Genomic DNA, 23,559 nt, shown 5'->3' on the forward strand with positions numbered 1-23,559 from the left:
GAAAAGGAAAAAATGACAGCGTATATTAGTATAGGAACAACCAATAGTGGCAATCAAGAAAGACAAGGCTTTTTAATGCAAAATGAAAATAAACTTTTGCAACAAGGTTATATCTATCCAAAATCTCTTAGAATGGCAAATAGACATTGGGTTTTAGTCGATATAGTTTTAGAGCTTATAAAAAAAGATAAATTAAGTCAAAATCCATTGGACGATTTAGAAGATGTGCGTTTGATTAAGGCTATTGAGAATTTCAAAATAGAAGCCACAATACATAAAGATAAGAAATTTATATTTTCTGCAGAAGGGATAGTTTGGGATTTTTCTACTAAAAGACATATAGAAATTCTTAAAAGTGTTTTAAATGCTTTAGGATTTGATGAAATTTATGAAATTATTTACTTTAGAGATACTCTTGGATATTTAAATTCTCATTGTTCTCAAGATATTAAAAATAATATGGGGTTTTATAGTGCTGATTTTAAGCCTGATGAGCATCCTAGAAAATATATATTTGATTATAAGTGGATTTGCGAGAGCCATATAGAAGTATTTGGTGAAAAAAGTTTAATAGTGAGACTTTTGAAGGAAGAATATGTTGGCGGAACATTACTTAAAGATTTTGTATATCATTTAGGTTTAGAATGGGATGATGAATTTTCATTAAAGCAAAATAAAAATGAAAGTTTTAATCTTTTAGGTATGGAGCTTCAAGGAAGACTTATAAAAAAAGATTTGCATGGGCAAAACATAAATTCTTTACTTTATACGGCTAGAAAAATTTTTGAAGGTGCTAATGAGGATAGGTTGAAATTTAGAGTGCAAAAAGAAATAGCAAAAGCTTATGTTGATTATTATGCTCCTTCACTTGAGTGGGTTAGAGCTAAGTATTTTCCACACAGAAAAAATTTATTTGAGCCGATTAATTGGGATGAGTATGAAGAAAATCCAACCTTAACCCAAACCAAAGAAAGTGATTGGGATAAAATAGCTGATTTTATAGCAGAAATTATTGTGTCTAAAAATAAAATTATCCAGTCTTTAAAAAGTAATTAACGCAATGTTTTAACATTGCGTTAATTATATGCTTTTTCTAGCATATTTTTGATACTTTGAAAATCTTCAAAATTTTCAGGACTTATAAATTCAGCATTGAGACTTTTTCCATAGTGTTTTTCAATTTCAGCTACTAAAGCCATAATATCAATACTATCTATAATGTCTTCACTTACTAAATTTTGCATTGTTTCATCAATATCGGTTCTCTCTATGTTCATAAAAAACTTTTTAATATTTTGCATATTTATCCTTTTTTTGTTTAAAATAATAATGATTATTATATCTTATTAATATTGAAATTTATAAGAATTTGATAATATATTATCTTTATTAATTTGAGAAAGTTTTAAATGATTGCAAGTGTTATTTGGCTTACAGGTTTAGCAGGTAGTGGAAAAAGTACTATAGGTAAAGCATTATATGAGAAATTAAAAAATGAACATAAAAACATTATCTATCTTGATGGAGATGAATTAAGAGATTTACTAGGACATTATAGCTATGATAAGCAAGGTCGTATAGATGTAGCATTAAAAAGATCCCAATTTGCTAAATTTTTAAATGATCAAGGTATGATAGTAGTTGTAACAACCATATCTATGTTTAGTGAAATTTATAAACATAATAGAGAAAATTTAAAAAATTATTTTGAGATTTATATTAAATGTCCAATGGAAGAATTAATAAAAAGAGATCAAAAAGGACTTTATACAAAAGCTTTAAATGGTGAAATTAAAAATGTTGTAGGTGTTGATGTAAAATATGATGAACCAAATGCACATTTTATACTAGATAATTCATTGCAGGATAATTTAGATAAAAAGGTCGATATAATATTTGATTTAGTAACAAAGGAGTTTCATGAAACAAGGTGACTTTAGTGAAGTTGCAAAACATTATCACAATAGACCAGCATACTCAAGTATGCTTATAGAAAAGCTCATAAAATGTGTAAATGATCAAAATAAAAGCACATTAAAAGTTGTAGAAGTAGGAGCGGGTACGGGAAAGCTTACTAGAATGCTTGCTGATGAGTTTAACCTTTGTATAGATGCAGTCGAGCCAAATGATAATATGCGTGAAGAGGGTATTAAATTTACTCAAAATTCACAAAATATTACTTGGTATAAAGGCAGTGGAGAAGAAACTACCATGCCTAGTAATTATGCTGATTGGGTAATCATGGCTAGTTCTTTTCACTGGACAGATCCTAAAAAATCCTTACCTGAGTTTGCAAGAGTGCTTACAGGGGGGGGGTATTTCACTGCTATATGGAATCCACGCCATATAGCTAAAGGCTCTGTGTTTTATGAAATTGAAGAGGAAATTAAACATATTATACCAGAGCTTACTCGTGTAAGTAGTGGGGTGCAAAATGTTAAAAACTGGGAAGAAATCTTAGTAAGTACTGGAGATTTCAAGGATTGCTTTTTTATGGAGTGTGATTATAAAGAGCTTTGGAGTAAAGAGCGTTATCTTGGGGCTTGGCATTCTGTAAATGATATTCAAGCACAAGCTGGAAAAGCTAGATGGGAAGAAATTTTAAAAATGATAGAAAATAAAATTTCTTCTATGGATATGATTGAAATTCCTTATAAAATCCGTGCATGGACGGTACATAAGGCATAGAAAATCTTTTAGCTTTTTTAGCTTTGCTATTAAAGTTAAAGGAAAAAAATGGAAAAAATAGTAGAACAAGTTTGGGATTATACTAAGCATGCAAAATTTTACTCATATAGACCAAATTATGCACCACTTAGTATAGATATGCTAGTAGAGCTTGCTAAAAGAACTAGTCAAAGTTCAAAGATAAAAGTTGCAGATATTGGAGCAGGTACAGGGAATTTAAGTATTATGCTTTTAGAGAGAGCTTGTAAAGTGGTAGCGGTTGAGCCAAATGATGCAATGCGTGAAATTGGTATAGAAAGAACTCAAGGTCAAGATGTAGAATGGGTAAGAGCTACCGGTATTGACTCTACTTTAAAAGATGGAGAGTTTGATTGGGTGAGCTTTGGAAGTAGCTTTAACGTGATGGATAGATCAATGGCACTAAAAGAAAGTCATAGATTGCTCAAAAAAGGATGTTATTTTACTTGTATGTGGAATCATAGAGATTTAAATGATCCTATTCAAAAAATAGCAGAAGATATTATTGTTAGTTTTGTTCCAAATTATACAAGAGGCACAAGAAGAGAAGATCAACGCCCTATTATAGAAGCACATAAAGAGCTTTTTGATAATATTATTTATTTGGAAGAAGATTTTTACTTTCATCAAAGTGTAGATAATTACATCAATGCTTGGAAAAGTGTAAAAAATCCTTATTGGGATCTTGAGACTAAAGAAGGCAATGAGTTGTTTGAGAAAATCACTGATAAGTTAAAACAAGAATTACCAGGTGAATTTGATATCAAATATACAACAAGAGCTTGGAGTGCAAAAAAAATATAAAAGAGTGATATTATGGATAGATTAGTTTTTCAAACAAAAGCAAGAAATTTACAGAATTTAAAAAATATACTTAAAAATGCAAAAGTTTTAGATGTAGTTATCACTTCTTTAAAAGAAATCATTCAAGATAAAGAAGAAGTGCTTAAAAAAATTATCAATCTAAATGCGAAAAAACTAATCATCCGTAGTTCTTCTAATAGCGAAGATAGTTTAAAAAGTTCCAATGCTGGAGCTTTTCTAAGTTTGGCTAATGTAGATATTAATGATAAAAGTCAACTTTTTAATGCTTTAGAAAAAGTAGGTCATTCTATGCCTAGTGAGAATGATGAAATTCTAATCCAACCTATGCTTTTAGATATTAAAAAATGTGGTGTTGCTTTTAGTGTAGATAAGGATAATTTTGCTCCATATTTTTGTATAGAATACGATGAAAACGGCTCTAATAGTTCCATTACAGATGGAAGTGCTAAAAATGCTAAAACATATTTTCACTACCGTGAAAATGAAGATATAAAAGAACCATATATGCAAAAAGTTATTTTATTATTAAAAGAACTTGAAAGTTTATATGGCTGTAATTTTTTAGATGTAGAATTTGCTTTTAATGAGCAAGATGAACTTTTTTGCTTGCAAGTTAGACCTTTAATAATGCAAGAAAAAATTAATCTTTTTAATAACCTGCCTAAAGAAGCTTTACATAGACTTTATAAAAGATTTGTATCTTTACAAGAACCAAGATCTAGAGTGCTTGGAGATAAAGCCATTTTTGGTGTAATGCCTGATTGGAATCCAGCAGAAATTATAGGACTTAGACCAAAAAGATTAGCTTTTAGTCTTTATAAAGAAATCATTACAGATAATATTTGGGCTTATCAAAGAAATAATTATGGCTATAGAGATTTAAGATCGCACCCTTTAATCCATTCTTTTTTAGGTATTCCTTATGTAGATGTGAGACTTTCTTTTAATTCTTTTATACCAAAAACACTGGATGAGAGTATTGCTAAAAAGTTAGTTAATTATTATTTAAATAAATTATATGAAAATCATGAGTTACATGATAAAGTAGAATTTGATATAGTATTTTCTTGTTATGATTTTCATATGGCTGATAAATTAGAACGCTTATTAGATCATGGTTTTAATAAAAATGAAATTAAACGCATTGAATTTTCTTTACTAAACCTTACCAATTCTATTGTTAATATTAAAAATGGCTTATGTTTAAAAGATATAGAAAAATCAAAACAAATGATTGTATATTATGAAAATATTATGCATTCAGATTTTTCACCATTAGATAAAATTTATTGGCTTTTAGAAGAGTGTAAAAGATATGGAACATTACCATTTGCTGGTGTTGCAAGGGCTGCGTTTGTGGCCATGACTATGCTTAATTCTTTGGTGGAAATTAGATTTTTTAGCAAAGAAGAAAAAAATGAATTTTTAAATTCTCTCCACACCGTTAGTAAAACTTTGAGTAATGAGTTAACAACTTTAAATGAAAATAATAAACAAGATTTTCTAAAACAATTTGGCCATTTAAGAGCAGGGACTTATAATATTTTATCTCCAAGGTATGATGAGGATTTTGATGGGTATTTTGATTTAAAACAAAAAAGTGAAATTCAAAAAGAAAAGGAATTTAAGATTAGCGATGATAAATTGCAAAAACTTGATCAAATTTTAAAAGAACATGGAATTGAAGTTAATGCAAAAGAATTTTTTAGCTTTTTAAAAATAGCTATAGAAGGACGCGAATTTGTTAAATTTGAATTTAGCAAGCTCTTATCTAAAGCTATATCACTGATAGAGGATCTTGGAAATTATTATGGAATATCTAAAGAAGATATGGCCCATTTGGATATTAAGAGTATTTTAAATTTGTATTCTAGTGTGTATTCTAAAAATCCAAAAGATAAATTTTTGAGTGAAATTAATGAAAACAAACAAGAATATGAATTAAGTTTAGCTATAAAACTTCCGGCTTTACTAACTGATGCACATCAAATATTTGGGTTTTTTACTAGCTATATTCATCCAAATTTTATCACTCAAAAAAGTATTAGTGCTAATATTGCTTTAGAAAATGAACAAGATTTAAAAGGCAAGATAGTGTTAATCTATGCAGCTGATCCTGGATATGATTATTTATTTACTAAAGATATTGCAGGTTTTATCACTTGCTATGGTGGTGCAAATTCACATATGGCTATTAGAGCTTCTGAACTTGCTATGCCTGCTGTTATTGGTGTAGGTGAAGAGAATTTTAAAAAATATCTTCAAGCAAAAAAAATTAAAATTGATTGTCAAAGTGAGCAGATATTTTGTCTATGAAATTTATAGCTATTAGTCAAAGAATTTTAGAAAATCAAGATTATTATGAATTAAGAGAGTGTTTGACACTTGATTGGGGAAGTTTTTTTAAAAAAGAATTAAGTGAGTTTTTACCTCTTCCATTGAGTTATGAAATTGATTTTAAAAATTATATCTCTAGTATTAGTGCTGTGATTTTAAGTGGGGGTAATGATTTAAACTCTTGTAAATCTTCTTTTATTAATCAAAAAAGAGATGAATATGAGAAAAACATTATAAAACATTGTATGCAAAATAACATTCCCTTGCTTGGGGTTTGCAAAGGAGCACAGATGATCGCTTCTTATTTTAATTCTACTATTTGTCCTTGTAAAGATCATGTTGGAAATCATGAAGTGTATTTAAAAGATCAAATAATTAATGTTAATTCATATCATAATTTTGCTATTAAAACATTAGGTAATGAGCTTGAGGTGTTAGCAAATGCAAAAGATGAAACAATAGAAGCTTTTAAGCATAAAAAATTTAGTATTTATGGTCTAATGTGGCATATTGAAAGAGAAAATGGTATGAGCGAAAAAAGTATTTTTAATGCGTGGTTAAAGGATATAAAATGAGAGCTATAATTTTAGCAGCAGGGTTTGGTTCAAGGTTAATGCCTTTAACAAAGAACAATCCAAAATGTATGGTTGAATATAAAAATAAAAAAATCATAGACTATGAAATTCAAGCTTTAAAAGAAAATAATATTCATGAGATATGTGTAGTTGGTGGATATTTATTTGATGTTTTAAAGGATTATGTGGGTAAAAATCATAATTTGGAGTTGTTTTATAAAAATGAAAACTATGATAAAACTAATATGGTTCAGACTTTATTTTGTGCTAGAGATTTTTTGCAAAGTTGTATTGAGGATGAGCAAGATTTGATTGTTTCTTACGCTGATATAGTTTATTTTAAAGATAGTATAGAAAAACTCAAACAATCAAAAGATGATTTTGCTGTTATTGTGGATAAAGCTTGGAAAGAACTATGGTTAAAAAGGTTTGAAAATCCACTTGATGATGCTGAAACTTTAAAATTACATGATGATTTTATAGTAGAGCTTGGCAAAAAAGCAAAAAGTTATGATGAAATTCAAGGGCAATATATAGGCTTATTTAAATTTTCTCATCATTTTTTAAAAGAAGTTTTAAAAACTTATGATGAGCTTGATAGAACTTTACTTTATGATGAAAAAGATTTTAAAAATATGTATATGACAAGTTTTTTACAAATTTTAATTAATAAATACAAAAATGCAAAAGCTATAAAAATCAATGGAAATTGGTGTGAGATAGATTTTATGAGCGATTTAAGAGTGGAGATTTAAGAGTTTTTACTCAAAACCTTCCTATCAATCTTCCCATTTGCATTTAAAGCAAATTGTTCTATTTTGACAAATTTTTTAGGTATCATGTAAACAGGGAGTTTGTCTTTTAAAAAGTTTTTAAAATCTAACTCTTCCTTACTTTCATAAAAGCAAATAATTTCTTCTTTAAAAATACAAGCGCAATTTCTTACATTCTCATGAGAATTGATAATACTTTCTATCTCTCCAAGTTCTATGCGATGACCCATATATTTGATTTGATGATCTATCCGTCCATAACATAAAAGTTCACCAAATTCATTATAAGCTACCACATCACCTGTTTTATAAAGCAAGTCTAGGTAATTATCATGCAAAGGATTTTGCATAAAAGCTTGCTTTGTTTTTTCTTTATCGTTGTAATAGCCTAAAGAAAGACAAGTTCCTCTTACATAAAGCTCGCCTTTAACTCCCACTTGACTTGAAGTAATTAAATTTAAATTCTCATCAAAGACTAAAAGTTGGGTATTTTTACAAGCTTTTCCTATAGGTAAAAGCTCATCATCGCTAAATTGTCTATCAACTATGTAAAAAGAACATACATCGGTAATTTCAGTAGGTCCATAAAGATTAGCAAATAAAGCACTAGGAAGGTATTTGCGCCAAATGTTGAGTTGTTTATTTGGCATGATTTCACCACAAAAAAGAATTTTGTTTAAATTTTTTAATTTGGTGCTATCTACCGCATTGGTATTAGCAAAATAAATCAGCACTGAAGGTACCCAAAAAATTGTTGTTATTTTTTCTTGTTCTAGATACTCTAAAATTTTATTTGGAAAAGCAAAAAGATGATTAGGCAGTATATGAAGCGTAGCTCCCATTTTAACAGAGCTAAATATATCTAATATGCTATTATCAAAGTAAAATGGCGCTTGATTAGCAAGTATATCTTCATGATCTAGTTTAAAAGTTTCACATACCCAAAAAGTATAATCAATCACACTTTTATGGCTTATGCTTACTCCTTTTGGAGTTCCTGTGCTTCCGCTTGTAAAAAAGACATAAAGTAAATTAGTATCTATGTGATCGTTTAAAGCTTTTTCTAAAGCATTTTCATTTATAACAAAGCTTTCAAAATCTTCTGTGAAAATGGTATCAAGATTAAAATCTAAATTTAATTTTTTAGAAGTAATTAAAAGCTTTGGTTTCAAAACTTCTATAACTTTTTCTACACGCTCTTTGGGACTTTTTTCATCTAAAAGTGTATAAAAATTTCCACTTTTTGCTACACCAAAAAAAGAAAGCAAACAATCAATTCCTTTAGGAAGTATGATTAATACAGGATCTTGTGTACTTTTAGTAGGAAGTTTAGAAAGAATTTTACTTGCTATTTTTTTACTTAAATCATCAAATTCTTTATAGCCTATACTTCTACCATTAAACTCAACAAAAGCATTTTTACTTCCAAATTTAGCAACACTTTCTTGTAAAAAATCATTGATATGAGTTGTCATTTTATTCCTTTAGCAAACAATAAGGGTTATCCTTTAAAGCTTTTAATGTTTTTTCTAAATAGTTTTTCATGTCGATATTTATTATATGAGCATTGGAAAAATTTAAAATATTAAAATTATCATCATTTTTTAAAATAGCTACTTGTTTATCAACATCTAAATCTGAATTTTTATTCAATTTCCTAACATAGTATTTAATATTTTTTTGGAGTATTTTACCATCTTCATCAATAATTTTTCCACTAAAATTTTTAAAATATCTATATGGAACATGAGCTTTTTCTTCTATGAAATGACTAAAAGTGTACCCAGCTATTTTAGAGCCAAATAAAACTAATTTTCCATTTTCTTTGGCTAAAATTTCATACACACAATTTTCTCCAAAACAACTTGTAGTGTCCTTTAAAAACAATTCTTCTTTGGCTCCTTTAATGGCAAATGAAAATATAGGATCATTGGTGCGTTTTACCCCCCCCCATTTACGAAAATATTCTGTTAAAACGCCAACAGTGCTTTTTGAATTCAAATTATCATAAACTTCATTTTTGCAAAAACTATAAGTAAATGTAGGCATGATTAAAGTACCTTCTTTACCTATAACTTCAAAAAAACAATCTAATATAGTTTGTAAAAATTCATTTCTAGGAAGTAAAGGAATACCAAATTTCATCAATTCACTATGTACACACAAAATATCACCTTTTTTAATACCAAGTTTTTTGAAAGCTTCTATTAAGTCTATATTGGAATATTTTTTATCATTGCATTTAAATATATATTTCATACTTTTTTCTTTGAGTGTATTTTAATTAGTTATAATAGCATATAAATTATAATATCAAGAAAGAAAAATATGCTCATAAATCAAACTTATTTTATAGACTCTTGTGATGATGTAGAATTAAATATAAAAAGAGAAAGTAAATTAGAATATAGAATTACTTATGATGATAGTAAGCAAATGAAAGCTATTGTTTTCATCATAGGTGGATATGGAGCTAATGCAAATATACATTTTCTAGAAAGTTATAGAAATTTTATAGCTAAAAAATTTGATGTAGTAGCTGTAAATGTATTTTATCATTGCTTTTGCCAAAGAGTTTCTGATGTAGACAAATATAGCGCTGAAATGACTTTTTTATTAGACGATATAAGAACATTTGAAAAGGCTTTCAGGGATTTTGAAATAGAATTTGAAGTGTTAGATAATACAAAAAATATAGAAAAATATTATCAAATTCTTGATCAAAAAATGAGTATATTAAAAGAACAAGGAATTTTAAATCAAGACTATAAGGTTGAGTTATCTGTGACTTTTATCCCACCTAACAATGAGTATAATAATTTTGCCATTATGCCTGCTATCGATCATATCAATGCCTTAAAAGATATAATGAAAAATTATCCTCAATTTAAATCTTTACCTAAAATTTACGGGGGGGGGTCATACGGTGGCTTAGTGGCATTAATGTGTGCTAAAATAGCTCCTTGGTATGTAGATGGAGTGATAGATAATTCAGGTGCTGCATTGCCTCCATTAAGATATATCATAGGAAGGGATTTAAATAAAGGTGATGCTATTTTAAACGAAGATGAGTTAAATAGTAAAGTTCATTGTTATGTGGAAACTTATTGGACACGCAAAAACCCAAACTCACCTTATTATTTTGCTGATGAAAATTATTTAATAAGAGCTTTACTTAATAAAGATCATTTGATCTTACAAGCTCAAAAGAATAAAAATATTATTTATACAAGTTATCATAGCGCTAAAGATGACTTAACTCCAGCTGATCATAAAATTTCTATGATAGAAATTTTAAAAGCCTTAAATTATGAAGTAGATTTTCATCTAATAGATGAAAAAGATATAGATGGCAAATTTATTAAAAATTTAACTCATGGGTGTGGAATTCCTGATAAGGCATTATTTAATAAAGAATTACCTATTATGCTTGAAAAATTAAAAGATAAAACATTTAGTATGAAAAAAGATAGTATATCTTATCCTTGTAAAAATAAAGTTTTTACCTTTAAAGATGAAAATGATAAATTTGTTTTAGAGATTGTTTGATAAAATATATCTAAAACTAGCAAAGGCTTTTTAAATGTTAAAAAATGAAACTTATTTCATAGACTCTTGTGATGATGTAGAATTAAATATAAAAAGAGAAAGTAAATTAGAATTTAAATTAACTTATGATGATAGTAAAGAAATAGAGGCCATTGTTTGCGTTATAAACGGTATTGGCAGTGATATAAAAAGCATTTATTATATAAGTGATTATTGTGCTAGAAATTACAATGTAGCAGTTTTGAGTGTAAATTATCATGGTATAGGTAATCGTCCTCAAACTGGAGCACAATGGTATTTAGATGATATTGATAAACTTATTTTTGATGCAAGCTTAAAAGCTATTGACATAGAAATTCCTTATGATATATCAAAACTTAATACTTTTGAAGAATTTCATCCTGCTATGGAATATCTTAATAAAGAAATTCAAAAAAAGAAAGACGCTTGGAGGTTTGATAAAAAGTATTATTTAGACTTAAGTGCGAGTTTACGACCTACTAAAAACGAATATCAAAATTTTGGCATCATGCAAGCAACAGATATACTAAATGCTCTTTTATATATTAGAAAAAATTCTCCTTTTAAAGCTATGGGGGGGGGTATAAAGCATATTTTAATCGGATCGTCTCATGGAGGTTATTTAGCAAATTTATGTGCAAAAATAGCTCCTTGGCTTGTTGATGTTGTAATAGATAATTCTTCTCATGTTAGTCTTACTAATTTATGGAGAGTTATAGGTTTTGGAAAAGAAGTTGATTATACTGAGTATTATTCGGTTGCGACTTTTAATTTCTTTCAAAATATAAGATTGTGTTGTTGTGAAAAAACACTATGGACTACAAACAAACAATCACCTTATTATTTTTCACCTGCTAGAAAACTCATTAGAGAAACACTAAATAAAGATCATCTAAATATACAAGCAAAATATCCAAATCCAAAATATATTGCTTATCATTCTAAATTTGATGAATATGTTCCTTTAGAAGAAAAAGAAGAATATGTTAATATTTTAAAAGAACATGGACTTGATGTTGAATTTATAAAAGCTATAGATGAAAAACAAATAGATGGCAAATTTATTAAAGACTTAACTCATGGTATGGGTATACCTATGAAATTACTTATTAAAAAACACTTACCACAAATTTTACAAGAACCTTTAAAAGATAAAACTTGTAAAAAAGAAATCTCATATAAGTGTGATGATTTAATATATACTTTTAAAGAGGAAAATGAGCAGATTATTTTAAGTGTGGAAAGGGTTTAAACAAATATTTGTTTAAACACCAGCTAAAGCTAAAAGATCGCTTACTTTTTCACATTTTTTAAGATCATCACCGCTAATTTGTTTACCAAGTGAGTTTTTAAATAATACCATGATAGATACAAAAGCTAAGCTATCCCATTCATCAATATCATCTAAAATCATATCTTCTTTTAGTGTTTCATCCATATGCATAGCTTCGCTAATAGCTTCTAATAATTCTTCTTTAGTCATTTTTTTCTCCTTTATAAATTGAAATTGTATCAGTTTTAAAGTTTTTATCAAAATTTATATAAGCACTCCCCCAGGCATATCCAGCGCCAAAAGCACTTAAAATGGCATTAAAATCATTTTTTTGCATTGTACAAAGTAAAGCAGGTAAAGAGCAGGCACTTAAATTAGCATATTTTGACATCAAAAAATTTGGTGCTTTAGAGCTATCAATACCCAAGTCATTTATAATAGAATCAACTAAAAATTGATTGGATTGATGTAATAAAAAATAATCCACTTCATCTTTACTTTTTTCACAAAAATCAAGCATTTCTTTTATGCTTTGGCTCTCAAGATTAAGTGCTTGGTTAAAAATTTCAGCCCCATCCATGTAAAGATTATCTAAGCTCCTATGCTTATTGGTTTGAAATATTTCTTTATTGGAGCTTTTACTCTCATCAAGTTTAGCAAAAGCTCTATTGGGTATGATGAGTTTGTCAAAACCTTCTCCATTAGAATGAAGCTTAAAAAACGATTTTTCATTTGCACAGCTTATGAGTGTTGCGCTTACTCCATCGCCAAAGATTGGAGCTAAATTTGGATTTAAAGGGTTTATGGTTTTGCTTAAAGTATCACCACAAATTAATAAAATATTTTTTGCATTTTGATTTTCTAAAAAAGAAAAAGCTATAAATAAGCCATATAAATACCCAGAACACGCTTGATTTACATCAAAAGCTATGGTTTGAGGTTTTAAATTTAATCGTTTGTGAAGATAGTTTGCGCATGATGGCATAAAAAAATCAGGAGTTTGTGTAACAAAAATCACCATATCAAGCTTATTTTTATCAAAATCAAGCATTTTAAATAAATTTATACTTGCTTCATAGGCTAAATCTGTTGTGCTAATATTTTCATCAGCAATAAATCTTTCTTGTATGCCTGAAATTTTTTTCATTCTTTTTAGCATTTTGACATCATTTTGAAAAACATCTTCTAAGCAATCATCTATATTTATACATTTATTAGGCACGCAAACGCTTATACCTGCTATTTTGGCTTTATTAAAACTAGCTTTCAATTATAAGTCCTTCGTAATTTATCATTTCTTTTTGGATTAGAGCAAAATTTTCTTTTATATTTGCATTTAAACTATATAAAAATTCTAAAAATGGCATATTTCTTTCGCCCTTTTGAAAGTATAAAATACACTCTTTTGTATTAAAATGCACATGTAATAACTCTATAGCCTTATATAACATAATTTTTTCAAGCTTTCTTCCTAAGGCTCTACAGCTTATACAAAGATCTTTTATGATTAAATTTGTTTCATCTTTATAAGCTAAAAAAATTGCTATAATACCACTATCACTTAATTTATCACTCATGCTTATAGTCAAAATAGCATGTTTTTGCATAAATTCTTCACATTCTTTTAAGCTTAATCTTGAGTAATTTGATATAAATTGATTAGTTTTATTAAGTAGTTGTGAAATTCTTTCAAGTTCATTCGCGTGGTTGATATGAAATTTCAAACAAATCTGTAATTTTTCAAAATACTCTTTAGGGCTAAGCTTGCTAAGTTCTTGTCTTTGTAAATTTGCTTTAATATCAGCACTTCTTAACTCATCTTCTTTGCTAAAGCTTGTTTTTAAAAGTCTAGGATAGAGCTTTAAACTATAAGCACTATTTTCATCAGCTAGCAAGGTGTTAATATGAAGGTGTGATACATTTTCAATTTCGGCTATATTATCATCAATAAATAGCACACTATCAAAAGCTATATTAAAAAAATTTACAATTTCTTTAATATTTTCGTCTTTACTTTTCCAATTAGCCCTGATCATACTAAAATCATCAAGTTGTAATAAAAAGTCTTTTCTTTGTGAAAAAAGTTTTTTTACATCTTCTTCTTCATTTTTTGAAGCGATGGCAAGTAAAAAACCTTGATTTTTTAAATTTAAAAGCTCACTTTGTAAGGCTTTATGATTGCTAGATAAAGTAAGATTTTCAATGCCATCTTCGCCTAAAATTCCTTGGTATAAGGTATTATCAAGATCTATGATGATTGCTTTTAAAGTTGGTTGCAAGAAGCTAGGTAGGATTTTTAGTCCTAGAAATTGGGCTAATTTTACACAAGCTTTATTACTAAGTCTGCTTGCATTTATTTCAAAATTACTATCATCTATGATGAGATTTTCATCTAAAAAGGGCTTTAGTATTTTGCAAATACTATATTCTTTTAAGCTTGTATTACCAAGTAAAAGTGTGATGATAGGAGCGTTGCTAATGCTTGATAGTTCTTGTATTTTTTCTTTGATAAAATCATCTACATTTTTTTTATAATTGTTTAAATCTATAAATATGATGTTTAAATTTGCTTTTTGAAAATTATCATAACTTAAACTATCATCATAAGAGCTTATGTTAAATTCAGCCTTTAATTTACTAAAGGCTAAAAATGCATTTAGTATGCTTGAAATCACTTCAAAAGAGTGATTTCTAAAAACATTAATAGTAATTTTTTTATGATGATTTTCCTTGCTAAGTTTTATGAGATCATTTCTTTTTAAATTTGGTGAAAAAAGATTCATTCTTTGACCAAAACTACTGCCATTACAATAGCATTTTTTGTTTTTAGTGCTTTTTCTAAAGAATAATTATTCGCCATAAAATATTCACATTCTTTGATTTTCAATCCTGCTTTATTAAGTAATTCTTTAACTTCATCAGGATGAGAAAATAAATAAATATGATCAATTGCAGGAGCGTTGATAGGTATAGTCGCAAAGATTTCTCCATTATCATTTAATAAGGCTTTTACATCTTTCATAAATTGTAAAGGTTGTTCAACATGTTCTAAAACCTCTCCCATTACTACCAAATCAGCTTTGTTGTTAAACTCACATTTGGTAAAATCTTTACATATAAATTCGCATTTAGTATTTATTTCGCCAAACTGATTTTCTACCATATCCTTGCTCATTTGACAACTTATAGGAGATATATCGATGCCAAAATATTCTTTAAATTTTTGACTTCTTAGGGCTTTAACAAAAAATTCACCATGTCCTGGTCCTATTTCAAGATAGGTATTTTCTTGATTTTGTTTTTCATCTATATACTTAGCAAAATATCTTCTAACCTCAATATGAGCATTCCATATAAAAGAAGATATAGCAAGACCTACCATGTATTGCTTCATATAGTTTTCATTAAAATACACCATATTTTCTACTTCTGCTAAGGTGCTATATCTATATTTTCCAAATTCTATAAAATATCTAGTTTCTTCTAAAGTATCATTTAATACAACTATATAGCTTAGTGCTTGTTCTTCTAAATTTATTTTTAAATCATTTTTATAGTATATAATTAATTTTTCTAAATCGTTATATTCTTGTTTTGAAAGTTTTAATCCATTTAAACATTTTTCATGTAAAGGATTTTTTTCTTTTATTAAATCAAATAATTTTTTAGTATTTTCTAACATAATTTTTCCTTTATAGAATTTAATAAATCATTTTTAGATTTTAAATTAGTTAATTCTTCTTTATTAAATTTTATTTCAAATTCTTCTTCTAGACTCATTATTATATCTATATGAGCTAAAGAAGTCCAATTTTTGCAATTTTGCATGCTTAAATTTGAATTTTCATCAACTTTTACTTCTAGTATATTTTCTAAAATTTCATAAAATTTATTTTCCATGATTAATCCTGTAATATAAAAATATTTTTATCTTCATCAAGAGCATTTTTTATCGCTTCTTTGTATTCTTTTGTATGAAATAAACATATAGTTGCACCACCAAAATTTTCGTATATAAAATTTTTTGTTTTTTTAGTAATATAGTTTATATTATCGACATTTGGTAAAGATTTTTTATCTAAATGTCTAACATAAAATTTTATTTTTTTATCATGCATTTTGTTTTGTTCGTCTATTATTTTTCCGTGAAAATCTTTAAAATATCTGTAATCTACTCGGTATTCTTCTTCGATATAATGAGTTAGAGTGTGTCCTGTAGTGCTTCCAAAAAGTATATATTTTCCATTTTCTTGTGTTAAAATATCATACACACAATTTTCTCCAAAACAACTTGTAGTGTCCTTTAAAAACAATTCTTCTTTGGCTCCTTTTATAGCAAAGGAAAATATAGGATCACTAGTGCGTTTTACTCCTGCTTGTTTGCGAAAATATTCATTTAAAGCACCCATTTTTGTAGGAGAATTTAATTTATCATAAACTTCATTTTTGCAAAAACTATAAGTAAAAGTAGGTATGATTAAAGTACCTTCTTTACCTATAACTTCAATAAAACAATCTAATATAGTTTGTAAAAATTCATTTCTAGGAAGCAAGGGTGTGCCAAAATTAAAAAGTTCAGTATGCACACACAAAATATCGCCTTTTTTGATGCCAAGTTTTTTGAAAGCTTCTATTAAGTCAATATTAGAGTATTTTTTATCATTATATTCTAAGAAATATTTCATTTTATTAGTTTATGAAATTTTAATCTTTCTATTAAATCTTTTAATTCATAAGCTTGTATATTTAGCTTTGAGGCTATATCTAAAACATCGTTTTTATCATCACAAAATGCTAAGAAACTAAGTATATTTTCAACTCTTCCTTCTCTTTTGCAATGGTCTATATATAAGTCTCTTTTACCTAAATTGGGTTCGCAAAATACAGTATTTTGATAAATTTCATTCACTTCTAAATTCATGATAATTTCTTGCATAGCTTTTAAGCCACCTTGCAATCCTTCTTCGCTGATGAAATTTAAATCATCTTTGCTAGTGTGGTATTCTTTATAATCACCAAATCTAGTCCTACACACACAAACTACGGGTAAATTTACCAAAGGAGCACAGTATTGTCTCTCATCGCTTCCTCTATCTAAAAAGTTAAATTCTTTAAAATTATTTTTTTCTTTTAAGGTATGTAAAGCTACTTTATCTGCTAGGGTATTTTCACTTGGAGTGTGAATGAGTGAGTAAGCATTATCATCACCTATGCAAGAGAGTACAAAACCTGCTTTAGTGTGTTTTTGTAAATGTTTTAAATGTTTACTAAGATAAACTATACTCCCTATGGTTTCAGGAATAAAAACAAAACGATAATTATATTTTCTCTCTTTAAGTTCTAAAAGCCATTTAGCTAAAAATGCAGCTACTACAGGGCCGCTTAGCTCGTTATTTGCCATAGATGGATGACAAAGGTAAGTGGAAATTAAAATTTCATCTTTTGTTTCTTGCGTGCTAGGTATGAGTAAATCAGCATAGTTTAAAACCCCATTTTCATGGTGTTTTGCATCTATGAAAACTTTATATTTTCCTTCTTTTAGTTTAACTCTATCTTCATGTTTTATACAAAAACCCCAACGCCTTTTATAATAGCTTGTCACATAAGGTATAGCATCAGGCATACCCTCTATAGAGTAAAGGTGTTCTTGTAAGCTTGCTAGATCAAGCTCTGTGTCTATGCCTGTGCTATAGTTTAATACATGAAGATTATTTTGCTTAAAATCACAAATTTTTTCTCCATTTGGAGTGATGATATAAGCATTGTTTATCTCCCATTCAGCAGGTACTTCCCAGTCAAACACTTTGCTCCCGCTTGCTATAGAGTGAATTTTTAATATACCCCCCCCCATAGCTTCATCAAGTATTTTTAAGCTTTGTCTAAAGCCTTTCCCGGTAATACTTCTGCATATAGGAAAAAGCTCACAAACTAGCTCATACATACTTTTACTCACAACAAGCCTTTTTAGTTTCTTCTAAAATCTTAAATAAATTATCTTTAATAAATCGCGCTTCTTTTAAGCTCATTTCTTGATGAGCAGGTATGCTAAGTTCAGCTTTATAAAAATTATCCGCATTTTCTAAAAATAAATTTCCATATAAGTTTTTATAATAACTAAACTCATAAGTAGGCTTATAATGCACTTGTACACCTATGCCTAAATTTAATAATTTTTCAAAAATAATCTCTTTTTGGCAATAAAACTCAGGGAAAAGCAAAATAGGATATAAATGTCTTGAGCTTTTTTTATAATCTTTGATTTTTATAGTGCTAAAATAAGGATTTTTTTCAAATTCTTTATCGTAAAAACTTGTGATGATTTCTCTTTTTTCTAGCATATTATCAAGTTTTTTAAGTTGATTTATACCTAAAGCGCAAGCCACATCACTTAAACGATAATTATAGCCTAGTTCAATCATATCGCTATCCCAAAGTCTTTTTTTGACTATGCCATGACTTCTTAAAAGCTTGATTTTTGAGATTAATTCCTCATCATTGCTAACAACCGCACCACCCTCAAAGGTTGTGATAGGTTTAACCGGATGAAAAGAAAATATACTCAAATCCCCCATAGAACCTACTTTTTGATCTTTATAAATAGCACCTAGAGCATGACTTGCATCATCAATTAGTGGGATGTTGTATCGTTTGGCTAAGGCTAAAATTTCATCCATTTCTACACTATTTCCCGCAAAATCAACCACACAAATTGCTCCAATATTAGAGCTATCTTGGCTTAATCTTAAAGCAAGTTTTTTCTCATCAATATTTCCATCGCTTTTTACATCTATAAACTCAACCCTAGCACCTGCCATTAAAGCTGCATTTGCAGTTGCAGCAAAGGTAATGGGGGTTGTTAAGACAATTTTATCTTTTATATTTAAAGATAAATATGCAAGGTGTAAAGCAGAAGTAGCTGAATTTAGCACGCAAGCATATTTTACACCTATATATTCACAAAGGGCTTGTTCAAATTCTTCAACCTTTTTTCCACCGGTTAAAAAATCATCTTTTAAAGCCTCACAAACTACTTGTATGTCTTGTTCGTCAATATTTTGATGAGAATAAGTTATCATTTTTCAAGCTCTGTATGATTTATTATATTTAAAAGCTCTTCTTGGTTAATCCATGATGGATTATTATCAGAGCTATAAGAAAAGCCATTAGAAACTTTTTTGCCCTTTTGCCCTTTTGCATTTATGCTAAAATCAACATTAATGTTATTAAATTGAATACTTGGACTAATGGCATAATAATTTTCAAATTCATAAGTTAAATGACTATCATCACTTGAAATCATAATTTCATGTAGTTTTTCACCTGCTCTTATACCTATGATTTTATGAGCTAAATTAGGAGCCATAGTTTTAGCTAAATCAACGATTTTCATAGAAGGAATTTTTGGTACGAAAATTTCCCCTCCATGCATATAGGCAAAATTATTCAGCACGAAATTAACCCCATCTTCTAAGGATATCCAAAATCTTGTCATTCTCTCATCTGTGATAGGAAGTTCTTTAGCACCTTCATTGATTAGTTTTTTAAAAAATGGTATGACAGATCCTCTTGAACCTACTACATTACCATATCTTGTAACGCTAAATTTAGTATGAGAATTTCCTGCGATGTTGTTTGCTGCTACAAAAAGCTTATCACTTGCAAGCTTTGTAGCTCCGTATAAATTAATAGGATTGCATGCTTTATCGGTTGAAAGAGCGATACATTTTTCTACATTATTTTCCAAACACGCATCGATTACATTTTGTGCTCCATGGATATTAGTTTTTATGCATTCCATTGGATTATATTCTGCAATTGGCACATGTTTCATAGCAGCTGCATGAATGACAAAATCGACATCTTTCATTGCTATGCTCAATCTTTCTTTATCTCTTACATCACCTATAAAATAACGCATACAATCATCATTAAATTCTCTTGCCATTTCAAATTGTTTTAACTCATCTCTTGAATAAATGATGATTTTTTTAGGTTTGTATTTTTGAAGTAAAGTTTTAGTATAAGTTTTTCCAAAACTTCCTGTACCACCGGTGATTAAAATGCTTTTTCCATTAAACATATATATTTTCCTATTACTTGACTAAGTTTTTATATCGGTTGAAAATAAAATTATTTTAAAATTCTTGGTAAAGTTATACCTGTTTGAGCTTGGTATTTACCCTTTTTATCAGCATATGTTACATCACAAGGCTCATCTCCTTGTAAAAATAAAACTTGAGCTATACCCTCATTAGCATAAATTTTAGCAGGTAGTGGGGTTGTGTTTGAAATTTCTATAGTGATATGTCCTTCAAAACCTGGCTCAAAAGGGGTTACATTTACTATAATGCCACATCTTGCATAAGTGCTTTTGCCAAGACAAATTGCTAAAACATCATTTGGCATTTTAAAATACTCAACCGTTCTTGCAAGCGCGAAAGAATTTGCAGGTACTATACATACATCGCCTACAAAATCTACTACATTTTCTTCTACAAAATTTTTAGGATCTACAACGGTGGAATTTACATTAGTGAAAATTTTAAATTCTCTTCCAACTCTTATATCATATCCATAGCTTGAAAGCCCATAACTAACTATACCTTTACCTATGTTTGCTTCACAAAATGGCTCTATCATATTGTGCTCTAATGCCATTTTTTTGATCCAATTATCCGCTTTTAAGCCCATTTTTGTCCTTTATAATTAAAGTGAATTTTTAAATTATATCTTAAAATAAAAGTAAAAAATAAATAATTGAAGTTATTTTTAGTATTTTTATATATAATTATAAATTAAGTCTTATAAATTAAGGAGAATATATGACAAAAGAAGAAATCAAAGAACTAATGCAACTTTTTGCAGAAGCAAATATAAGCAAGATTAAAATAAAAGAACAAGATGGATTTGAAATAGAACTTGAAAGAGATATGTGTTGTGAATTACCAGCTCCAGCTCCTGTTGCTCCAGCTCCACAGCCAATTAATGTAAATGTAGTTAATGAAACTAAAGCAAGCTCAAACTCTTCTAATAAACCAACTATCAACAGCCCTATGGTAGGTACTTTTTATCAAGCTCCAAGCCCGGGTGCAGCACCTTTTGCTAAAGCAGGACAAACTATTAAAAAAGGAAGTACTATAGCAATTATTGAAGCGATGAAAATTATGAATGAAATCGAAGCCGAATATGATTGTAGGATAGTAGAAGTATTAGTTGCAGATGGTCAGCCTGTAGAATTTGGTATGCCTTTATTTGTGGTGGAGAAATTATAAAATGGAAATTAAAAAAGTTTTAATAGCAAATCGTGGAGAAATTGCATTAAGAGCTTTAAGAACTGTAAAAGAAATGGGAAAAAAAGCAATTTGTGTGTATTCTACTGCAGATAAAGATGCTTTGTATTTAAAATATGCCGATGCGAGTATTTGCATAGGAAATGCTAGAAGTTCAGAAAGCTATTTAAATATCCCAGCTATTATTAGTGCAGCTGAAATTAGCGAAGCGGATGCGATTTTTCCAGGATATGGATTTTTAAGTGAAAATCAAAATTTTGTTGAAATTTGTGCAAAACATAATATCAAATTCATAGGCCCTTCAGTAGCTGCTATGGCACTAATGAGTGATAAAAGTAAAGCAAAACAAGTAATGCAAAGAGCAGGTGTGCCTGTAATCCCAGGAAGCGATGGGGCTTTAAATGGGGTTGAAGCAGCAAAAAAACTTGCTAAAGAAATAGGCTATCCTGTGATTTTAAAGGCAGCAGCAGGTGGTGGCGGCCGTGGTATGCGTGTAGTTGAAGATGAAAAAGATTTAGAAAAAGCTTACTGGTCAGCAGAAAGTGAAGCGATGAGTGCTTTTGGTGATGGAACTATGTATATGGAAAAATACATCCAAAACCCACGCCATATAGAAGTGCAAATCATAGGAGATAGCTTTGGAAATGTGATACATTTGGGTGAGAGAGATTGCTCTATGCAAAGACGCCATCAAAAACTTATAGAAGAATCTCCTGCAATTTTACTAGATGAAAAAACAAGAGCAAGACTTCATGAAACAGCAGTTAAAGCTGCTAAGGCTATTGATTATGAGGGTGCGGGAACTTTTGAGTTTTTAGTGGATAAAAATTTAGATTTTTATTTTATCGAGATGAATACGCGTTTGCAGGTTGAGCATTGTGTGAGTGAGATGGTAAGCGGGGTAGATATTATCGAGCTTATGATTAAAGTAGCAGAAGGGTATCCTTTGCCAAAACAAGAAGAAATTAAACTTAAGGGTCATTCTATAGAATGTAGAATTACTGCTGAAGATTCTAAAACTTTCTTACCTTGCCCAGGTAAAATCACAAAATATGTAGCTCCTGCAGGACGCAATGTAAGAATGGAAAGCCATTGTTATCAAGATTATAGTGTGCCTCCATATTATGATTCTATGATTGGAAAATTAGTCGTTTGGGGAGAAGATAGAAACACAGCTATAGCTAAAATGAAAATAGCCTTGCAAGAGCTTATTGTAGGTGGGATAAAAACAACCAAGGATTTTCATTTAGCGATGATGGATAATGCAGATTTTATCAATAATAATTATGATACAAATTATCTTTCAAGACATTAATTGAAGATAGGTTTTAACCTATCTTAATTCTTCTATATGAGCATTTGCTCTTATTTTATCAAGATGATTTTTTAAGGCTTGTTCTTTTTGAGTTAGGGTATAGACATTGCTAACTTGATCTTTGATTAAATCAAATTCGATAGGATTTTTACCATATTTTTCTTTTACAAAATACACTATATAAGCGTTTTCGCCATTTAACACTGGAGTAAATTCTCCTATTTTTGTATTATTTAACAAAGCAAGTAATCTTGGATCTAAACTAGCTGCGTTTAAACTAATGGCTTTTGATTTAATTTGAGAATTTTTATACATAGGATTTTGTGCAAGCTGTTGTAAAAGTTCAGGATTGGTAGAATTATAAACAACTAAGTCTATATTTGAAAAAGTGCTAAATTTATCAAGATTGCTTTCATAAAAATGTTTTAGTGTTTCATCATCAATATTGATTTTTGCATTTTGCATTATGCTTCTATAAAGTTTTTCTCTTTCAAGATCTTTTCTAATTTTGTTTTTAAAAACTTCAAAACTTAAACCATCTTTTTCTATCTTTGCTTGCAAACCATTAATGTCAGTTTTATTGCCTTTTGCTATTTGGGCTAATTTTTCATTAAGTTCAAAAGTGCTTACATAAATTCCTAGCTTTTTAGCTTCGCTTTGTTGAACTTTATCATCTACTAAAAATGCTATAGCTTTTTGTTTGTCATTAGTTTTTAATTCTTTCATAGTTTGTTCTATATCATAAAGAGTAATAGGTTGATTTTCTACTACCATTGCTACACCACCAAGGGTTTGAGCATATAAAATATTTGCAGCAAAACAACAAGATATTAAAAATTTTCTCATATAAAACCTTTATTTAAGTGTAAATATAGCATTATAACAATAAAAATTT

The 23,559-nt window shown here is 28.6% G+C and carries 25 protein-coding genes; 11 read left to right on the forward strand and 14 right to left on the reverse strand.

Annotated elements, in window-relative coordinates:
- The first annotated feature begins 12 nt into the window (after positions 1-12).
- On the forward strand, positions 13-1,056 hold the full coding sequence (locus L8X33_RS02610) for an acyl carrier protein (protein ID WP_263669873.1): 1,044 nt from the start codon (positions 13-15) through the stop codon (positions 1,054-1,056).
- A 20-nt stretch (positions 1,057-1,076) separates the two neighbouring features.
- On the opposite strand, the gene L8X33_RS02615 is transcribed toward L8X33_RS02610, so the two are convergent.
- The gene (locus L8X33_RS02615; RefSeq protein WP_087698989.1) at positions 1,077-1,301 is read right to left on the reverse strand and encodes an acyl carrier protein; all 225 of its coding nucleotides are present in this window, start codon (positions 1,299-1,301) and stop codon (positions 1,077-1,079) included.
- 108 nt (positions 1,302-1,409) lie between these two features.
- Here L8X33_RS02615 and L8X33_RS02620 point away from each other — a divergent pair, with 108 nt between their 5' ends.
- Genes L8X33_RS02620 through L8X33_RS02645 form a run of 6 tightly spaced genes read left to right on the forward strand, consistent with a single transcriptional unit; the run spans position 1,410 to position 7,198 of the window.
- A complete protein-coding gene (locus L8X33_RS02620; RefSeq protein ID WP_263666352.1) occupies positions 1,410-1,934 on the forward strand; it encodes an adenylyl-sulfate kinase in 525 nt (174 codons plus the stop codon).
- A complete protein-coding gene (locus tag L8X33_RS02625; protein WP_263669874.1) occupies positions 1,921-2,688 on the forward strand; it encodes a class I SAM-dependent methyltransferase in 768 nt (255 codons plus the stop codon). Before L8X33_RS02620 ends, L8X33_RS02625 begins: the two co-directional genes overlap by 14 nt.
- A gap of 48 nt (positions 2,689-2,736) precedes the next feature.
- The gene (locus tag L8X33_RS02630) at positions 2,737-3,510 is read left to right on the forward strand and encodes a class I SAM-dependent methyltransferase (protein WP_263660016.1); all 774 of its coding nucleotides are present in this window, start codon (positions 2,737-2,739) and stop codon (positions 3,508-3,510) included.
- Positions 3,511-3,522: 12 nt separating this feature from the next.
- Positions 3,523-5,847, forward strand: a complete 2,325-nt coding sequence (locus L8X33_RS02635; RefSeq protein WP_263669875.1) for a PEP-utilizing enzyme — start codon at positions 3,523-3,525, stop codon at positions 5,845-5,847.
- Positions 5,844-6,443 carry a gamma-glutamyl-CDP-amidate hydrolase gene (locus tag L8X33_RS02640; RefSeq protein WP_263669876.1) on the forward strand — a complete coding sequence of 200 codons (600 nt, stop codon included), beginning with the start codon at positions 5,844-5,846 and terminating at the stop codon, positions 6,441-6,443. The genes L8X33_RS02635 and L8X33_RS02640 overlap by 4 nt, the downstream gene beginning before the upstream one ends.
- Positions 6,440-7,198 (forward strand): phosphocholine cytidylyltransferase family protein, encoded by a 759-nt coding sequence (locus tag L8X33_RS02645; protein WP_263669877.1) that lies wholly within the window; start codon positions 6,440-6,442, stop codon positions 7,196-7,198. Before L8X33_RS02640 ends, L8X33_RS02645 begins: the two co-directional genes overlap by 4 nt.
- On the opposite strand, the gene L8X33_RS02650 is transcribed toward L8X33_RS02645, so the two are convergent.
- Both L8X33_RS02650 and L8X33_RS02655 read right to left on the reverse strand, forming a co-directional pair.
- The gene (locus L8X33_RS02650; protein ID WP_263666356.1) at positions 7,195-8,691 is read right to left on the reverse strand and encodes an amino acid adenylation domain-containing protein; all 1,497 of its coding nucleotides are present in this window, start codon (positions 8,689-8,691) and stop codon (positions 7,195-7,197) included. The genes L8X33_RS02645 and L8X33_RS02650 overlap by 4 nt on opposite strands.
- 1 nt (position 8,692) lies before the next feature.
- Entirely contained in the window at positions 8,693-9,475 is a 783-nt protein-coding gene (locus tag L8X33_RS02655) for an AAC(3) family N-acetyltransferase (protein WP_263669878.1), read from the reverse strand.
- Positions 9,476-9,544: 69 nt separating this feature from the next.
- Here L8X33_RS02655 and L8X33_RS02660 point away from each other — a divergent pair, with 69 nt between their 5' ends.
- Together L8X33_RS02660 and L8X33_RS02665 are read left to right on the forward strand one after the other, a co-directional pair.
- Positions 9,545-10,765 carry a DUF2920 family protein gene (locus L8X33_RS02660; RefSeq protein WP_263669879.1) on the forward strand — a complete coding sequence of 407 codons (1,221 nt, stop codon included), beginning with the start codon at positions 9,545-9,547 and terminating at the stop codon, positions 10,763-10,765.
- Between the two features lie 34 nt (positions 10,766-10,799).
- Positions 10,800-12,038: a DUF2920 family protein gene (locus L8X33_RS02665; protein WP_263669880.1), complete on the forward strand. Its 1,239-nt coding sequence runs from the start codon at positions 10,800-10,802 to the stop codon at positions 12,036-12,038.
- 12 nt (positions 12,039-12,050) lie between these two features.
- Here L8X33_RS02665 and L8X33_RS02670 read toward each other — a convergent pair whose 3' ends face one another.
- The 10 genes from L8X33_RS02670 to dcd are packed head-to-tail and all read right to left on the reverse strand — an operon-like array spanning position 12,051 to position 20,750.
- The gene (locus tag L8X33_RS02670) at positions 12,051-12,269 is read right to left on the reverse strand and encodes an acyl carrier protein (protein ID WP_214100219.1); all 219 of its coding nucleotides are present in this window, start codon (positions 12,267-12,269) and stop codon (positions 12,051-12,053) included.
- A complete protein-coding gene (locus tag L8X33_RS02675; RefSeq protein WP_263659253.1) occupies positions 12,262-13,329 on the reverse strand; it encodes a beta-ketoacyl-ACP synthase III in 1,068 nt (355 codons plus the stop codon). The genes L8X33_RS02670 and L8X33_RS02675 overlap by 8 nt, the downstream gene beginning before the upstream one ends.
- The gene (locus L8X33_RS02680) at positions 13,319-14,842 is read right to left on the reverse strand and encodes an HAD-IIIC family phosphatase (protein WP_263669881.1); all 1,524 of its coding nucleotides are present in this window, start codon (positions 14,840-14,842) and stop codon (positions 13,319-13,321) included. The genes L8X33_RS02675 and L8X33_RS02680 overlap by 11 nt, the downstream gene beginning before the upstream one ends.
- Complete coding sequence (locus tag L8X33_RS02685; protein WP_263669882.1) at positions 14,839-15,741, reverse strand: class I SAM-dependent methyltransferase; 903 nt, start codon at positions 15,739-15,741, stop codon at positions 14,839-14,841. The genes L8X33_RS02680 and L8X33_RS02685 overlap by 4 nt, the downstream gene beginning before the upstream one ends.
- Complete coding sequence (locus tag L8X33_RS02690; protein ID WP_263669883.1) at positions 15,735-15,959, reverse strand: acyl carrier protein; 225 nt, start codon at positions 15,957-15,959, stop codon at positions 15,735-15,737. Before L8X33_RS02690 ends, L8X33_RS02685 begins: the two co-directional genes overlap by 7 nt.
- 2 nt (positions 15,960-15,961) lie before the next feature.
- On the reverse strand, positions 15,962-16,744 hold the full coding sequence (locus tag L8X33_RS02695) for an AAC(3) family N-acetyltransferase (RefSeq protein ID WP_263669884.1): 783 nt from the start codon (positions 16,742-16,744) through the stop codon (positions 15,962-15,964).
- Entirely contained in the window at positions 16,741-18,000 is a 1,260-nt protein-coding gene (locus L8X33_RS02700; protein WP_263659315.1) for a DUF4910 domain-containing protein, read from the reverse strand. Before L8X33_RS02700 ends, L8X33_RS02695 begins: the two co-directional genes overlap by 4 nt.
- A gap of 4 nt (positions 18,001-18,004) precedes the next feature.
- Complete coding sequence (pseC, locus tag L8X33_RS02705; RefSeq protein ID WP_263669885.1) at positions 18,005-19,135, reverse strand: UDP-4-amino-4,6-dideoxy-N-acetyl-beta-L-altrosamine transaminase; 1,131 nt, start codon at positions 19,133-19,135, stop codon at positions 18,005-18,007.
- Positions 19,132-20,139 carry a UDP-N-acetylglucosamine 4,6-dehydratase (inverting) gene (pseB, locus tag L8X33_RS02710; RefSeq protein ID WP_263669886.1) on the reverse strand — a complete coding sequence of 336 codons (1,008 nt, stop codon included), beginning with the start codon at positions 20,137-20,139 and terminating at the stop codon, positions 19,132-19,134. Before pseB ends, pseC begins: the two co-directional genes overlap by 4 nt.
- Positions 20,140-20,189: 50 nt before the next feature.
- Positions 20,190-20,750, reverse strand: a complete 561-nt coding sequence (gene dcd / locus L8X33_RS02715; protein WP_012661997.1) for a dCTP deaminase — start codon at positions 20,748-20,750, stop codon at positions 20,190-20,192.
- Between the two features lie 131 nt (positions 20,751-20,881).
- On the opposite strand from dcd, the gene accB reads away from it, so the two are divergent.
- Positions 20,882-21,331, forward strand: a complete 450-nt coding sequence (gene accB / locus L8X33_RS02720; RefSeq protein WP_039626958.1) for an acetyl-CoA carboxylase biotin carboxyl carrier protein — start codon at positions 20,882-20,884, stop codon at positions 21,329-21,331.
- Position 21,332: 1 nt separating this feature from the next.
- A complete protein-coding gene (locus tag L8X33_RS02725) occupies positions 21,333-22,664 on the forward strand; it encodes an acetyl-CoA carboxylase biotin carboxylase subunit (RefSeq protein WP_258108146.1) in 1,332 nt (443 codons plus the stop codon).
- Between the two features lie 18 nt (positions 22,665-22,682).
- On the opposite strand, the gene L8X33_RS02730 is transcribed toward L8X33_RS02725, so the two are convergent.
- Complete coding sequence (locus L8X33_RS02730; RefSeq protein WP_258108145.1) at positions 22,683-23,510, reverse strand: peptidylprolyl isomerase; 828 nt, start codon at positions 23,508-23,510, stop codon at positions 22,683-22,685.
- Positions 23,511-23,559: the final 49 nt, after the last annotated feature.

This window comes from Campylobacter sp. CNRCH_2014_2849, assembly GCF_025772845.1.
In the GTDB taxonomy this organism is placed as follows: domain Bacteria; phylum Campylobacterota; class Campylobacteria; order Campylobacterales; family Campylobacteraceae; genus Campylobacter_D; species Campylobacter_D lari_D.

Excerpts from the sequence above, each read along its gene's own strand:
- dcd (WP_012661997.1), bottom strand. The coding sequence starts at position 20,750 with ATGGGCTTAAAAGCGGATAATTGGATCAAAAAAATGGCATTAGAGCAC.
- L8X33_RS02620 (WP_263666352.1), top strand. The coding sequence starts at position 1,410 with ATGATTGCAAGTGTTATTTGGCTTACAGGTTTAGCAGGTAGTGGAAAA.
- L8X33_RS02655 (WP_263669878.1), bottom strand. The coding sequence starts at position 9,475 with ATGAAATATATATTTAAATGCAATGATAAAAAATATTCCAATATAGAC.
- L8X33_RS02670 (WP_214100219.1), bottom strand. The coding sequence starts at position 12,269 with ATGACTAAAGAAGAATTATTAGAAGCTATTAGCGAAGCTATGCATATG.
- L8X33_RS02660 (WP_263669879.1), top strand. The coding sequence starts at position 9,545 with ATGCTCATAAATCAAACTTATTTTATAGACTCTTGTGATGATGTAGAA.
- L8X33_RS02625 (WP_263669874.1), top strand. The coding sequence starts at position 1,921 with ATGAAACAAGGTGACTTTAGTGAAGTTGCAAAACATTATCACAATAGA.
- L8X33_RS02680 (WP_263669881.1), bottom strand. The coding sequence starts at position 14,842 with ATGAATCTTTTTTCACCAAATTTAAAAAGAAATGATCTCATAAAACTT.
- L8X33_RS02685 (WP_263669882.1), bottom strand. The coding sequence starts at position 15,741 with ATGTTAGAAAATACTAAAAAATTATTTGATTTAATAAAAGAAAAAAAT.
- L8X33_RS02690 (WP_263669883.1), bottom strand. The coding sequence starts at position 15,959 with ATGGAAAATAAATTTTATGAAATTTTAGAAAATATACTAGAAGTAAAA.
- L8X33_RS02635 (WP_263669875.1), top strand. The coding sequence starts at position 3,523 with ATGGATAGATTAGTTTTTCAAACAAAAGCAAGAAATTTACAGAATTTA.
- L8X33_RS02640 (WP_263669876.1), top strand. The coding sequence starts at position 5,844 with ATGAAATTTATAGCTATTAGTCAAAGAATTTTAGAAAATCAAGATTAT.
- L8X33_RS02630 (WP_263660016.1), top strand. The coding sequence starts at position 2,737 with ATGGAAAAAATAGTAGAACAAGTTTGGGATTATACTAAGCATGCAAAA.
- L8X33_RS02700 (WP_263659315.1), bottom strand. The coding sequence starts at position 18,000 with ATGTATGAGCTAGTTTGTGAGCTTTTTCCTATATGCAGAAGTATTACC.
- L8X33_RS02665 (WP_263669880.1), top strand. The coding sequence starts at position 10,800 with ATGTTAAAAAATGAAACTTATTTCATAGACTCTTGTGATGATGTAGAA.
- accB (WP_039626958.1), top strand. The coding sequence starts at position 20,882 with ATGACAAAAGAAGAAATCAAAGAACTAATGCAACTTTTTGCAGAAGCA.
- L8X33_RS02730 (WP_258108145.1), bottom strand. The coding sequence starts at position 23,510 with ATGAGAAAATTTTTAATATCTTGTTGTTTTGCTGCAAATATTTTATAT.
- L8X33_RS02725 (WP_258108146.1), top strand. The coding sequence starts at position 21,333 with ATGGAAATTAAAAAAGTTTTAATAGCAAATCGTGGAGAAATTGCATTA.
- L8X33_RS02695 (WP_263669884.1), bottom strand. The coding sequence starts at position 16,744 with ATGAAATATTTCTTAGAATATAATGATAAAAAATACTCTAATATTGAC.
- pseC (WP_263669885.1), bottom strand. The coding sequence starts at position 19,135 with ATGATAACTTATTCTCATCAAAATATTGACGAACAAGACATACAAGTA.
- L8X33_RS02650 (WP_263666356.1), bottom strand. The coding sequence starts at position 8,691 with ATGACAACTCATATCAATGATTTTTTACAAGAAAGTGTTGCTAAATTT.
- L8X33_RS02615 (WP_087698989.1), bottom strand. The coding sequence starts at position 1,301 with ATGCAAAATATTAAAAAGTTTTTTATGAACATAGAGAGAACCGATATT.
- L8X33_RS02645 (WP_263669877.1), top strand. The coding sequence starts at position 6,440 with ATGAGAGCTATAATTTTAGCAGCAGGGTTTGGTTCAAGGTTAATGCCT.
- L8X33_RS02610 (WP_263669873.1), top strand. The coding sequence starts at position 13 with ATGACAGCGTATATTAGTATAGGAACAACCAATAGTGGCAATCAAGAA.
- pseB (WP_263669886.1), bottom strand. The coding sequence starts at position 20,139 with ATGTTTAATGGAAAAAGCATTTTAATCACCGGTGGTACAGGAAGTTTT.